This window comes from Stackebrandtia albiflava (genome assembly GCF_007994225.1).
Classification (GTDB): domain Bacteria; phylum Actinomycetota; class Actinomycetes; order Mycobacteriales; family Micromonosporaceae; genus Stackebrandtia; species Stackebrandtia albiflava.
The window spans coordinates 291,329-303,209 of the sequence record NZ_VLLL01000005.1 but is presented as its reverse complement, the minus strand read 5'-3'; the positions used below and the strand labels follow the sequence as shown (position 1 = coordinate 303,209).

General features: G+C 70.8%; 14 protein-coding genes and 1 tRNA gene. 4 read left to right on the top strand and 11 right to left on the bottom strand.

The genetic code is table 11. The features are described 5' to 3' along the window. Positions 1 to 8 precede the first annotated feature (8 nt). From LX16_RS02230 to LX16_RS02215, 4 genes are all read right to left on the bottom strand, one after another. Complete coding sequence (locus LX16_RS02230) at positions 9 to 359, bottom strand: YciI family protein (RefSeq protein WP_147132340.1); 351 nt, start codon at positions 357 to 359, stop codon at positions 9 to 11. 254 nt (positions 360 to 613) lie between these two features. Beyond that, the gene (locus LX16_RS02225) at positions 614 to 1,084 is read right to left on the bottom strand and encodes a hypothetical protein (protein WP_147132338.1); all 471 of its coding nucleotides are present in this window, start codon (positions 1,082 to 1,084) and stop codon (positions 614 to 616) included. A 61-nt stretch (positions 1,085 to 1,145) separates the two neighbouring features. Beyond that, the gene (locus LX16_RS02220; RefSeq protein WP_147132336.1) at positions 1,146 to 2,795 is read right to left on the bottom strand and encodes an alpha/beta hydrolase; all 1,650 of its coding nucleotides are present in this window, start codon (positions 2,793 to 2,795) and stop codon (positions 1,146 to 1,148) included. Positions 2,796 to 2,801: 6 nt separating this feature from the next. Next, positions 2,802 to 3,122: a hypothetical protein gene (locus LX16_RS02215; protein ID WP_147132333.1), complete on the bottom strand. Its 321-nt coding sequence runs from the start codon at positions 3,120 to 3,122 to the stop codon at positions 2,802 to 2,804. Positions 3,123 to 3,247: 125 nt separating this feature from the next. On the opposite strand from LX16_RS02215, the gene LX16_RS02210 reads away from it, so the two are divergent. Beyond that, positions 3,248 to 3,529 (top strand): hypothetical protein, encoded by a 282-nt coding sequence (locus tag LX16_RS02210; RefSeq protein WP_147132330.1) that lies wholly within the window; start codon positions 3,248 to 3,250, stop codon positions 3,527 to 3,529. A gap of 28 nt (positions 3,530 to 3,557) precedes the next feature. Here LX16_RS02210 and LX16_RS02205 read toward each other — a convergent pair whose 3' ends face one another. The 3 genes from LX16_RS02205 to LX16_RS02195 form a co-directional block, all read right to left on the bottom strand. Continuing rightward, complete coding sequence (locus LX16_RS02205) at positions 3,558 to 4,391, bottom strand: SMP-30/gluconolactonase/LRE family protein (protein WP_147132327.1); 834 nt, start codon at positions 4,389 to 4,391, stop codon at positions 3,558 to 3,560. A 96-nt stretch (positions 4,392 to 4,487) separates the two neighbouring features. After that, positions 4,488 to 5,090: a histidine phosphatase family protein gene (locus LX16_RS02200; RefSeq protein WP_147132325.1), complete on the bottom strand. Its 603-nt coding sequence runs from the start codon at positions 5,088 to 5,090 to the stop codon at positions 4,488 to 4,490. Positions 5,091 to 5,136: 46 nt separating this feature from the next. Continuing rightward, complete coding sequence (locus tag LX16_RS02195; RefSeq protein ID WP_147132322.1) at positions 5,137 to 6,273, bottom strand: PEP/pyruvate-binding domain-containing protein; 1,137 nt, start codon at positions 6,271 to 6,273, stop codon at positions 5,137 to 5,139. 59 nt (positions 6,274 to 6,332) lie between these two features. Here LX16_RS02195 and LX16_RS02190 point away from each other — a divergent pair, with 59 nt between their 5' ends. Together LX16_RS02190 and LX16_RS02185 are read left to right on the top strand one after the other, a co-directional pair. Continuing rightward, positions 6,333 to 6,728 (top strand): DNA-binding protein, encoded by a 396-nt coding sequence (locus tag LX16_RS02190; protein ID WP_147136871.1) that lies wholly within the window; start codon positions 6,333 to 6,335, stop codon positions 6,726 to 6,728. Then, positions 6,725 to 7,369 carry a transcriptional regulator gene (locus LX16_RS02185; RefSeq protein ID WP_147132320.1) on the top strand — a complete coding sequence of 215 codons (645 nt, stop codon included), beginning with the start codon at positions 6,725 to 6,727 and terminating at the stop codon, positions 7,367 to 7,369. The genes LX16_RS02190 and LX16_RS02185 overlap by 4 nt, the downstream gene beginning before the upstream one ends. A 45-nt stretch (positions 7,370 to 7,414) precedes the next feature. Here the strand turns inward: LX16_RS02185 and LX16_RS02180 are convergent. Both LX16_RS02180 and LX16_RS02175 read right to left on the bottom strand, forming a co-directional pair. Continuing rightward, positions 7,415 to 7,490: transfer RNA gene (locus LX16_RS02180), tRNA-His, on the bottom strand. A gap of 89 nt (positions 7,491 to 7,579) precedes the next feature. Then, positions 7,580 to 8,350: a bestrophin-like domain gene (locus LX16_RS02175; protein ID WP_147132317.1), complete on the bottom strand. Its 771-nt coding sequence runs from the start codon at positions 8,348 to 8,350 to the stop codon at positions 7,580 to 7,582. 127 nt (positions 8,351 to 8,477) lie between these two features. Here LX16_RS02175 and LX16_RS26430 point away from each other — a divergent pair, with 127 nt between their 5' ends. After that, positions 8,478 to 9,944 carry a DUF6923 family protein gene (locus tag LX16_RS26430; protein ID WP_158645452.1) on the top strand — a complete coding sequence of 489 codons (1,467 nt, stop codon included), beginning with the start codon at positions 8,478 to 8,480 and terminating at the stop codon, positions 9,942 to 9,944. Positions 9,945 to 9,987: 43 nt separating this feature from the next. Here LX16_RS26430 and LX16_RS02165 read toward each other — a convergent pair whose 3' ends face one another. After that, positions 9,988 to 10,896, bottom strand: coding sequence for a helix-turn-helix domain-containing protein (locus LX16_RS02165; RefSeq protein ID WP_147132314.1), 909 nt, complete (start codon positions 10,894 to 10,896; stop codon positions 9,988 to 9,990). Positions 10,897 to 10,954: 58 nt separating this feature from the next. Continuing rightward, positions 10,955 to 11,728 (bottom strand): YaaA family protein, encoded by a 774-nt coding sequence (locus LX16_RS02160; protein ID WP_147132311.1) that lies wholly within the window; start codon positions 11,726 to 11,728, stop codon positions 10,955 to 10,957. Positions 11,729 to 11,881: the final 153 nt, after the last annotated feature.

Sequence of the window (11,881 nt, the reverse complement as noted above, 5' to 3'; positions counted from 1 at the left end):
ATGTCGCGTCAGGCACCGAAATCGGCCACCGGGCGCACGACGACCGCGCCACCGCCACGCGATCCCGGGCAGCGGGCCGCCCAGTCCAGGGCGGTGTCCAGGTCCGGTACGTCGATGACGTAGAAGCCGCCCAGGACCTCGCGCGATTCGGCGAACGGGCCGTCGACGACGGTGCGTTCCCCGTCCGCGGCGACCCGCACGGTGGTGGCGGTGACCAGGTCCGCCAGCGACTCACCCGACACCAGGATGCCCGCGTCGCGGACCGCCTTGTCGAAGGCCATCCAGTCCTGGACGTCGCAGCCCTCGGGGGTGCCGTCGGCCTCGATGGCGCCGGCGTGGATCAGCAGCATGTACTTCACGTTCTCGCTCCCGTCTGTGGGTGGTACGACGACCTGCCGTACACCATGACGACGAACGGGTCCCCGCCATACCGACAGCCCACCCGAAACTTTTCTCGCCCGATCCGGCGACGGTACCCGCCGACCCACCACCCACCTATCCGCCTTGGGTGGCCTGGGGCCCGGCTTGGGTGGTCTGGGGCCGGGAAGAATCCGGATAAACAGGCGCATTTCAGGCGTGTCGATGGGCCTGCGGCCACCCAGAAGGGGCGCGTTCAGGACAGCAGCGGTTCCGGCGGTGTGATCCCGGTCGCGGTCACCGGCGGGGAGGACGCCGTTATCCACAGGTTCCCGGTCCTGCCCTCCTCGAGAGTGACCAGGAAGTCGTCCTGTGGGTGCCTGGCGGTCAGCACGGCGCGCGGCTCCCGTTCCTCGACGATGATGATCCAACCGTCTTCGCGAAGCCGGGCGGCCAGCCGGGTGAAGTACCCACGGTTGCGGTCGAAGTCCTCGACCCCCTCGGCGGAGGACGGAACCAGGTCGTAGACGACCTCGACGTTGACCGGCAGGTCGTCCTCGTCGTCCTCGTCGAACTCGACGTAACCGAGGTCCTCGGGTTCGTAGGCGACCGCGTTGCGGAGGCCGGGCTCCAACCGCGCCCGCACGTCGATCGCGGTGCGGAAGGCGTCGATGTGCGCCTCGGCACGTCGGTACGCCTCTGTCTCGTCGCTGATCGGGGAGGGCATCACGGTCTCCTGTCGGGCGTGCGTCTGTCGGGTTCATTCCACACGGTGGGCGGCTCGTCCGTCACCCGGGCGCCGGTGATGTCGTGGCCGGGCCGTTCCCCGGCTTCGGGCGGTCACCGGTGATGTCGTCGTCCCCGACGACGATCTTGCCGATGTTCTCCAACGCCGGGTTGTTCGCGTCGAAGTACCCGGTGTGGCCCCGGCCGGGACGGGTCACGCCCGGCACCTTACTGAGGAATGTCCGGCCGCCGAACCTCGGCGAGGTCGGATCGGCACCGAAGTGGTTCCGCGCCACGTATATCGGGTCGAACCCGTCACGGGACGCGTACACCTCGTCCGGGGAGAGCCTGAGTTGCGACGCGTGGTCCACGCCGACGCCCGGACTCCCGACGAAGATCGCGGCGTCGGCGTCGAGTCCCTTGTCCCGGGCGGTGAACCCGACCACGGTGGTGCCGTAGGAGTGCCCCAGGAAGGTGCTGCGGAAGTCGGCCCCGGTGTCGTGGGTGAGCCGCAGGCCCTTCGCGAACCTCGACAGGTCGCCGGCGGCGGCGTTCGCGTAATCCGGTTTCGGTGACTGGGTAACCAGGTTCTGTGGCGCGTCGTAGCCGAGCCACAGGATCGCCGCGGTCTGCTCGTCTCCGTCCGCCTTGATCGCGTGGTTCAAGGCACGGTCGAGTTTGGCGAGTTCGTTGGGGACCTTGTCGAGTCGGGCGAACGTTCCCGGCACGTATGTGAACACGTTGTCGGAGTTGTCGGGGTTCCCCAGCGCGACGATCGCCCGGCCCCTGCCCTCGGTGTCGAGTTTGAGGAGATAGGTGGGCAGGTCGTGGCCGGTGGCAGGCCGCTCGCCTCTCGGTGCGTCCTCGGGGTTGAGCCGGAGGTACAGGTTCCGCATCGCGGCGATCTTCTTCTCGGCCGCCTTGATCTGCTTGCCGACGGCCGACTCGTCCGCGCCGGGCTTCGCCTGTTCGAGTTCCAGGCCACGCACCAGGTCGGTGGCCTCGCGGTGTTCGCGATCCAGGACGAGCCGGTTCGCGCGGTCCCGGTCGACGACCGGAATCCCGTCCAGCCCTCCGATGTGGTCGGGCTGCGACGTGATGAGGTCGACCTTGTCGGTCTCCGACAGGGAGTTCCACCAGTCTCGGACGGTCGTGGGGTCCGCCCCGGCCGGTGGGGTGAACGCCGGTTTCCCGCCGGCGAAGTTCGCCGCCGCACCGGGCGCGTCGACGCCCCGGATCCTGCCGAACATGTCGGTGTCGAAGTCGTTGGCCTCGTCGATGACCGCGTCGATCTCCCGGCGCACCGTCTGGGCGTCGAGGCCCGCGGCGCGTGTCTCGGGTCGGGCGTGACGTTTACGGTCGACCACGGTGACCGTGCCCGAGCCGTCGATCCTGACGATGCCACGGGAGTTCATGTCCGCGACGTAGTCGGCGAGCCGGTCCCGGTATCCCTTGAGCCCGCTCCGCAGGTCGGTCGTCAGCGCGGACAACCGCCGGAACGCCTCGGCCGCCTGCAGCAGTTGGGGTTCCTGCACCGACAACGCCTGGCGTGGTTTCTCCGTGCCGTGCCCCGTCCATCCGCCACCGACCCTCGACGCCTTGCCACGTGCGGTCTCGGCGAACTTCTCGGCGTCGGTGTGTGCCTTCTTCAACGCGTCGGCGGCGGCCTGCAACCGTCCGAAGTCGAGGTTCATCAACTGGGCGTAGTCCACGCCGTCTCACCTTCCGCGCCGTGCGCCCCGGCCGAGCCGGAACACGTTGTCCCACGTGCGGGCGTTCGCGGACTCGGACTGCCGGAAGGCCGCGGCGGCGTTCTGGAAGATCCCGGCCAGTTCGTCGTACTGGGCGGCCACGGTCCGGCAGTGGTCGATCCAGGCACCGGTGACCAGCCCGAGGACGATCGCCGAACGCACCCCGGAGACGTCGGGTGACGCGGCGGTGCGATGCCCGTCGAGGGTCGCTCCGATGTCGTCGCCGAACGCGCGCAGTTCGCCGGCGAACCGTTCCAGTCCTTCGGGATTGACCTTGATGTAGTCCATGCTCCGGGTTTCCTGCCGTGACACCCGGTCCGGTCAGGCCGGGTCACGGAAGACTAGAAGCGCGAGGTTGCAGGTTTTCCGCAGCGGCGTGAGCCGTTACTCTGACGGGGATGAAGGTGGGACTCATGGAGACCAATGCGAACGACGCATCAGCCGATCTGACGTGGCTGTGGGTCACCGGCCTCGGAGCCGTCGCGATCGCGGCCCTGGTACTGGCGATCGTCGCCCTGGTGAACGCCCGGCGCAGCGCGAAGGCCGCGCGCCAGGCGACGGCCACGGCCCAGTGGGCGGTGGCGGAGTTGCACCGGCTCACCGGTTCCGGCGGCCCACCGCCACCCTTCCAGGCCCCACCGCCGGCGCCGCACCAGGCGCAGCCGCCACCGGGGACGGTCGACCGGCCGTTGTGAGCCGGTCCGTACCGGCCGACGTGACGGCTCAGGGCCTTCCGGCGCCCGGGACCGATACCGGGAACGCGACGACCTGCCCGCTCGGCACGGAGTCGGTGCCGCCGAAGTGCTGTCCGACGACGTACAGGTGTGGGTCCTCGCCCCGGCTTAGCGCGCAGGCGAACGCACCGCGGTCCCAGTCCAGTGTCTCCAGTACCTCTCCCCCGGCACGCACCCGGACGCAGTGCGCGTTGCCGACGTCGGCGTACCAGACCGCGCCCTCGGCGTCGAGGCAGATCCCGTCCGGGTGGTCGCCGGGGGTGTCGGCCCACACGCGCCGGCCGGAGAGCCCACCGTCGGGCGCGATGTCGAAGCCGGTGAGCCGTTCGCCGTAGGACTCCGCGACCACCAGCGTCGCTCCGTCGGGTGTGACGGCCATGCCGTTGGGGAACGCCAGGTCGCCGGCCACCGTACGCACCTCGCCGTCGGGCGTGACGAGGACGATCGCGCCGGGGGCGTACTCCCCGTCGGGGAAGTCGAACCCGATCGTGTTGACGTAGGCGTTGCCGTGCGCGTCGACGACGATGTCGTTCCAGGGCTTGTCGGACACCCCCGACAGGTCGGCGTGCGGGACGAGCGTGCCGTCCGCCTCCCGGCGGAGCAGCCGCCGCCGTGCCGAGTCCACGATCAACAGTCGGCCGTCCGGCAGGAAGTCGATGCACATCGGGAACGACGGGACCGACGCCACCACCTCGTGGCCGCCCTTACCGTCCAGTGTGATCACCCGGTTGGCTCCCCAGTCGGAGAACCACAACCGGCCGTCGTGCCACCGCGGCGACTCCCCGAACACCACGCCTTCCAGCAACACCTCGGGTGTACTCATGCGCTCCACCCTAGGGACCGGGTGTGACGGTCGGGGGACGCGCCACGCGGCGGGTGCCGCGATGTCGGCGACGGCCGGAACGGGGTACCCGACCGGTCAGGGGCGTGGTGTGCCGGGGAATCCCGTCCAGCGCAGTTCCGGCGGGAGGTGGCTCATGTCGTTGTACATGGCGATGCCGGGCGGGCCGCCGGGGCGGTACTCGATGACGGTCAGCCCGGTGTTGGCGCTGCTGAGGCCGAGCCAGCGCACCGGTGGCGCGTCGAGCGCGTCGCGGACCAGCCAGGCGATCGGGTACGCGTGGGTGATCACGATCTCGTGGACGTCCTCCTCCTTATCCGGCGGGGTGGCGAACCGCGCGGTGAGGCTTCGCGCGATGTCGTCGCCCGCGGCGGCCTCCTCGGGCCGGTAACCGTCGAAGAACGGGATCCACGACGGCGGGGTCTCCTCGGGCGTGGGGACGTAGGGGATGTGGTCGATCAGTTCGGCGGCCTCGGCGACGGGTGCGGTGCCGCCGAGGAAGATGTCGAGCTCCCGGGCGGTGTCCCGGGCGCGCGGGAGCGGCGAGTGCCACACGGCGTCGACGGGCAGGTGGGCGAGGCGTCTCCCGAGCAGTCGGGCCTGGGCGCGGCCGGTGTCGGTGAGGACGCCGAGCGCGTCGGCGTCGCCGTGCCGGGCGATGTAGAGGTGTCTGGTCGCCATGAGTGTGCCGGGCAGCGGGGTGCCCGTTCTCCCTTCCCGGGTTCGATCAGAGGACGGTGACGGTGCCGGCGGCGCCGTCGACGGTGACGCGGTCGTCGGTGCGGATGCGGGTGGTCGCCCCGGTGACGCCGAGCACGGCGGGGATGCCGTACTCGCGGGCGACGATGGCGGCGTGTGAGAGGACCCCGCCGGTCTCGGTGACCACTGCGGACGCCACGGTGAACAGTGGAGTCCACGCGGGATCGGTGTAGGGACAGACGACGACGTCCCCGGGGCTGACGGCGGGGAAGTCGTCGCGGCCGCGCACGACGCGGGCGGTGGCGGTGACGGTTCCGCGTGAGCCGGGCGCTCCGGTCAGGGTCGTCGCGGAGCCGGTCGGCGCGTCCACCGGCAACGCGGGCAGGGGCGCGGTGACGGGGCGGGACTGCAGGATCCACTGTTCGCCGTCCACGACGGCCCACTCGATGTCCTGGGGTGCACCGACGACGTCCGCGACACGCCGCCCGAGCGCCACCAGCCGGGCGAGGTCGTCGTCGTGCAGCGCGCGTGCGTGTCGCAGTTCCGCCGTGACCGGGCGGGTCGCCGTGGCGCCGGAACCGTTCGCGTCGATCCGGACGGCCTTGCCGCCCAGCAGGAATCTCGTGGTGCCGTCGGGGGCGACCTCGTAGGAGTCGGGGTCGACCGCGCCTCGGACGACGCTCTCACCGAGCCCCCAGGACGCCTCGATCCGGGTGACGTCGGTCGGGTCGCGGGGTGTGAACATCACGCCGGACACGTCGGCGTCGACGAGACGTTGCACGAGAACCGCCATTCCGGACGCCGCCGGGGTGCCCCCGGTGTGCCTCCGGTACTGCGCGACGCGCGCGGTGTGCGCCGACTCCCGGCATGCCGCGATCGCCTCGCAGACGGCGCGGACGCCACGGACGCCGAGGCTGCTCTCGTACTGTCCGGCCGCAGAGGCGCCCTCGGTGTCCTCGTCGAGGGCGGACGAGCGTACCGCGACCGGCGGGTCTCCGAGGCGGGCGAGCGATTCCGCGATGCGGTCGGCGACGGCGTCGGTACGGGCGTCGAAGGGGACGACGAATCCGTCCGGTACCGGCACGTCCGCGTTCATGAGGGTCGCCAGGGTGGCGGCCTTGCCGCCGCAACGAGCGCGCGTGGTTTGTGAGAGGGGTGTCAACATCGATCCGCCTATCAACAAAACATTGACAACAGAACGTTGATGCTAGCAGAATGGCCGACATGACACGCAAGTACGACCTCGACAGGACCGACGGCGCCGCCCACGCACAGGTGGAGCGGGAGACCGAGGCACGCCGACGACTGGTGGACCTCGGCGCGGGAGACCTCCCACCACGCCCGTGGCGCCCCGCACCGGCGCCGCCGACCGACGTCGACCTCACACGGTTCGCCGTCTGGCGGTCGGCCGACCTCTCACCGGAGGACCTGCTCGACGCGATGGCGCTGCTGCCGGCCGCGCGCGCCGAGGTCGAGGGCATCGAGGCGGGACTACTGTTCCTGGCCCGTGGCGCCGGCCTCACCTGGGCGCAGATCGCCGAGGCCACCGGATTCCGTTCCCCGCAGGCGTGTCAGCAGTACTTCACCCGGCTCACCACGCGACGGAACGCCCAGCCGTGACCCACCACTCGACACCCCACCTGCGGATACTGCACGCCGTCAGGCTGCTCGGTTTCGCGGCCGCGCCCGCGATCGCCCGGCACGCCGGAGCCGACGACCGGGACACGGCGCACACACTCGCCGACGCGGAACGGCGGGGATGGGTACAGCACGTGGCGTTCGCCGACCTCGACGGCTGGTCGCTCACCGACGACGGCAAGACCGAGAACGAACGGCAGCTCGCCGCCGAACGCGCCGTCGCGGACCCGGCCGGGGCCGTCGCCGCCGTCCACCGCGACTTCCTGCCCTTGAACGCGCGTCTCGTCGAGGCCGTCACCGACTGGCAGATCGCCCCGACCGCCGACGACCGCCTCGCGGTCAACGACCACACCGACCCCGCCCGCGACGCGGGCGTCCTACGGGAACTCGCCGCGCTCGGCACCGCGCTGCGACCGCTGAACGCCCGGCTCACCGAGGTGCTGTCGCGGTTCGACGGATACGCGGGCCGGTTCGACTCCGCGTTGCGCAGGGCCGGAGCCGGGCAGACCGACTGGGTCGACAAGACGCACGTCGACTCCTGCCACCGGGTCTGGTTCCAACTCCACGAAGACCTCGTCGCCACGCTCGGCATCGACCGCAGGGCCGAGACCGGGCCCGGATGACGAAGAAGCCCCGGCCGGATGGTCCATCCGGCCGGGGCTTCACGCTGGGGTGAGTGACGGGACTCGAACCCGCGACATCCTGGACCACAACCAGGTGCTCTACCAGCTGAGCTACACCCACCATCGTGCCGTCTCACCGACGGCGACGACCAATCATAGACTCTCCGTGGACCACCCCCGCAACCGGGTTTACCGGACGCGGTCGGCACGTCAACGCACGTGGCTCATCCGTTCCAACGCCAACCGGAAGGCGTCCGCCTCGACGGCCACGCCCCGCGCGAACGGGTACTCCAACTCGTAGACGGAGAACAGCAGCAGCGCCACCATCGCGGCCGCGATCACCACGACGATGACGTGCGCCAGCCGCCCCGGCACGCCGAACAACAGCAGGATGCCGAACATCAGCAGTGCTCCGGCGATCAGCACGAGCCACATGACGGCGGACAGGCCGCTCTGCGCCGTGTTGAGCCGGTCGGTGCGGGACTGCGACAACACGGCGATGGTCTCCTCGGCGTCCTGGCTGAGACCGAGACTGGTCTGGTCGGTCACGTCGATCGCCTGGTTGAACTGGCCGCGCATCTCGTCGATCATCTCCCAACCGTCGAGGCCGGTGTCCCGTTGCGTGGCCATCGCGGGCCACTCCTCCTCGATGACCCAGTTCGCGTACTCGAGGCACAGTGCCTCGACGGCCTGCCGGTTCTCGTCGGGAAGGTCCTGCGCGGCCCAGTAGACGTCGACGAGGGCGCCGGACTCCTCGTAGGTCATCGCCTGCGCGTCCTGCATCTGTTCCCACACCGCGATCAGGACGAACGCCAGGACGATGGCGTACAGGACACTCACGATCTCGAAGACGCTGCCGGCGACCTCGTTGTAGCCCTCGCGATTCTGCGGTGGTGAGAACCGCTGTTGCAGGACGGCGGTGCCCCCGGCGACGGCGGCGACGACGACGACGATCAACAGCCCGAGGATCAACGGGTTCATTCGGGTCCTTTTGAGAGTGTGGGCTCACGGTGGGTTCCTGCCGGGCGGACCACCGTGGTGTGCGGACGCCCGACGCCGCGCGTACGTTCCGCGACGGCCATCGGACGTGCAGTAGTTTATGGGCATTATGGCTTTCAGGCGGTTTATCGGCTTTCGGGCGAGTTGCGGTGTCGCACTGGCGGTGGGGGTCGTCGCGACGGCCGTGGTGGTCGCCGGTTCGGCCGTCGCGGAGCCGGCGGTGTGCCGCGACGGGGCGTTCCTGACCTGGCGGCCCTCCGACTCCGACGGTCACCGCATGTCGGTGATAGACACCGGATCCGGCGAGCTGACCGACGTGGCGGACCTCCCCGCCCGCGTCAACGCCGTGGGGTACGACACCGATCGCGGACTGCTGTACGGGCTGGCGAGACCGGAGGACGACCGGCCCGGTCCGGGTTTCCCCCGGCTCGCCTCGATCACCCCCGACGGTCGTTACACCGACCTCGGTGCGCTGCACGGGGTGAAGCGGCCGATGCCGGGCCTCGCCGGGGCCTTCGCCGGCACCGTCCACAATGGCCTGTTGACGGTGTTGACGCACTTCGAGATCGTCGGCGTGGACATCGACGCGGAACCGGGCCGGATCGTGGAACGCCGGTGGCTCGCCGAACCCGCCGACGCCCTCAACCTCGGCGACGTCGACTCGGACGGCCGTTACCTGTACGGTGTGGACACTCGTACGCATTCGCTGGTGAGACTCGATCCCGGCACCGGTCAGGTGACCCGGCGCGTGATCACCGGACTGCCGCGCCGCTCACTCGCGGGGGCCGTCTTCCTCACCGGCGACCGGGAACTGCACGCCGTGCTCAACGGAGTCGACGGCCGGGCCCGCGTCTACCGCATGGGCATCGACGACCCGGCTCCGCGGGCGGTCGAGTACGGGGACTGGGACGCCGTCACCTCCGCCGACGCGGCCGCCTGCCCGGCGCCACCGCCTTCACCATCACCCTCGCCGAGCCCCGGGCCGAGTTCACCCTCCGCGTCGCCGTCGGTCTCACCGTCGGCGTCACCGTCTCCGTCCGTCTCCCCCTCCGAGACGCCGTCGCCGTCACCGAGTGCGTCACCGTCGCCCAGCGCCGGACCGTCGAGCCCGACACCCGGTCCCAGCCACAGCCCGTCGCCCGACCCGAGTCACAGTCCGCCTCCCTCGCCATCGGAACCACCGGTGTCGGCCTCACCGACTCCCCCGCCGCCGACACCGACTCCGCCGCCCAGCGAATCACCGTCGGCACCACCGAGCCCGCCGCCGTCGGATCCCGCGCCTTCCCCGAGCGAGTCGACGTCTCCGGCGGCGGCACCCGTGGCGACACCGCCGCCGTCGCCGCGGACGACTCCGCCCGATCCCAGTCCGTCGCCGGACCGCAGTGACGATCCGTCACCCTCCACGGAGGACCCGCCGCCACCGGCACCGATGCCCGGAAGCCCCGAACCGGTGGCGCACGCCGAGACCGAGTCGGATCCGACACCGCGTCGCCGCTGGGTCGCGGTGGGCGTGGTGATCCTGGCGATCGCCGGGGCCGCCGGAGTCAAGGCGGGCGCCAAACGCGCCGGACGTTGACGCCCGGCCGGGCACCGGCCGCCTCACGGCGGCCGGTGCCGCATCAGTACGCGCGCAACGCGGCGATGAACCACTCGAACGGCGCGACGCTGCTGTTCTCGCGTTGCGGCCAGCCGTTGAGCACCGCGAGCAACTGCCAGTAGCGTTCGACACGGCGGTCGGTGAAGGTCGCGAGCCGGTCGGCCAGTTCCCGCCGCCGCTGCGCGTCGAGCCCGGTGGTGTCCAACTCGTCGACGATCCGGCGCGCGGCGTCGGAGCCGGGCGCGACGTTCTCGACCACGTCGGGTGTCACCAGTTCCATGAGCCGGGCGTGGTCGACGTCCTGCGGCGGCTCGGGGTTCTCGGAGCCGGCGACCGCCATTGCGCGGCAGCTCGCCTGGAAGTCCGGATCCCCGACCAGTTCGGCCAGTTCGACCCAGGCGTCGACCTGTTCGGGGCTGGGGTCGTCGGGCAGTTCCGACGGCATCTGTCGCATCGCCTGGGCGATCCCGGCTCCGGGGGCTTCGGGGTCGGTGCCCTCGAAGACCTTGGTGACGAATTCGTCGATCATCCGCTGTCGTTCCGCCGCCGACAGTTTCGCGAGTTTGTGCATCAGTCTCATCTCCTCGGTGGTGCTTCCTCGATGAGCGACCGACGCCAGTACCGCCCGGCGCACCCGTAGCGTCCGGATCTCGGCGTCCAGGGCCCGCACGTGCGCCGCCGCCACATCGGCGACGGTGGTCTGGCGTTCGAGTACCGAGTGGACGGTGGCCAGGTCCATCCCGAGCTCACGCAGTGTCCGCACCAGGTCCAACCGCGCCACGGCCTCGGCGTCGTAGAGCCGGTAGCCCGTGGCGGTGCGGTCGGTGGGCGGGACTATGCCCGAGTCGGACCAGAACCGGATGTTCCGGACGCTCAGTCCGGTCCGGCGTGCCAGTTCCCCGATCGTGTACAGGTCGTTTCGGTCGTTCACGGATGAAGCCTCGACCTTCCAGTCGCTGGAGAGTCCAGCGGCTTTCGCGTGACGCCCATCACAGTTCTTCGACGATGATGTCGAGGGCGCCGGAGGGGTGGCGCTCCACGCGGTATCCGAGGTCCTTCAAGGCGACCGTCAACTCGGCGACGTCCCGGCACACGACGCCCTCGGTGACCAGCCGCGCCGCCAGCCGGCCCTTGGTCGCCTTGTTGAAGTGGCTGACGACGGTGCGGACCCGCTCCCCCGCCACCTCGCGTTCGTGCAGCACCCTGATCGCCACCGCCCGCCGGGGACGCCACATCGCCACATACGTGTAAGAGCGCAGGTCCACGACGAGTTCGTCGGCCACCAGGGGATCGAGGACGGCGGCGAGCCGGTCCCGCCAGAACCGCGTCACCGACATCGGCCGTTCGTCGCCCAGTCCCGGCAGAGTGGCCGTCCCGGGGCACCGATAGGCCGGAATCAGGTCGTCCGGACGGACCACTCCCCACAGTCCGGAGAAGATCCACACCGACTCGGCGGCGACGGTGCGCGCCGGTTCCGGAAGCGCGGCCAGGCCGAACGCGTCGAACAGCACGCCGGAGTAGACCTGCCCGGCGGGTGCCGCCGGAGCCGTCGGAAGCGCGGCGTCCCGGGTGACCTCCGCCGCCTGGCCCTTACTCAGCTTGAGCAGCGACACGGCACGTTCGGGCTCGGCGCGACACAGCGAGACCAGTGCGTCCAGTACGGTGTCCCGCCCGGGCACCGGGACTCCGAACCCGGCGAGGTCGACGGGCGGCCCGGCGGCGGGTGGTGTCTTGCCCTCCGAGGGCGGCAGCAGGATGCGCACGTGTCTCCCTTCCCCCACCGGCGTGAACGATCAGCTTAATGGCCGCCCTCGATCCCGGTGCGTGGCGAGCGGTGTTCCGGGCGACTCGCGGCAGGACAGCGGGATCGAAGACGGCCCCATAGGGGTCGGACGGAAATGACGGAAGGTGCCGTC

Excerpts from the sequence above, each read along its gene's own strand:
- LX16_RS02200 (WP_147132325.1), bottom strand. The coding sequence starts at position 5,090 with ATGGCGACCAGACACCTCTACATCGCCCGGCACGGCGACGCCGACGCG.
- LX16_RS26430 (WP_158645452.1), top strand. The coding sequence starts at position 8,478 with ATGGCTTTCAGGCGGTTTATCGGCTTTCGGGCGAGTTGCGGTGTCGCA.
- LX16_RS02175 (WP_147132317.1), bottom strand. The coding sequence starts at position 8,350 with ATGAACCCGTTGATCCTCGGGCTGTTGATCGTCGTCGTCGTCGCCGCC.
- LX16_RS02215 (WP_147132333.1), bottom strand. The coding sequence starts at position 3,122 with ATGGACTACATCAAGGTCAATCCCGAAGGACTGGAACGGTTCGCCGGC.
- LX16_RS02210 (WP_147132330.1), top strand. The coding sequence starts at position 3,248 with ATGGAGACCAATGCGAACGACGCATCAGCCGATCTGACGTGGCTGTGG.
- LX16_RS02190 (WP_147136871.1), top strand. The coding sequence starts at position 6,333 with ATGACACGCAAGTACGACCTCGACAGGACCGACGGCGCCGCCCACGCA.
- LX16_RS02195 (WP_147132322.1), bottom strand. The coding sequence starts at position 6,273 with ATGTTGACACCCCTCTCACAAACCACGCGCGCTCGTTGCGGCGGCAAG.
- LX16_RS02205 (WP_147132327.1), bottom strand. The coding sequence starts at position 4,391 with ATGAGTACACCCGAGGTGTTGCTGGAAGGCGTGGTGTTCGGGGAGTCG.
- LX16_RS02225 (WP_147132338.1), bottom strand. The coding sequence starts at position 1,084 with ATGCCCTCCCCGATCAGCGACGAGACAGAGGCGTACCGACGTGCCGAG.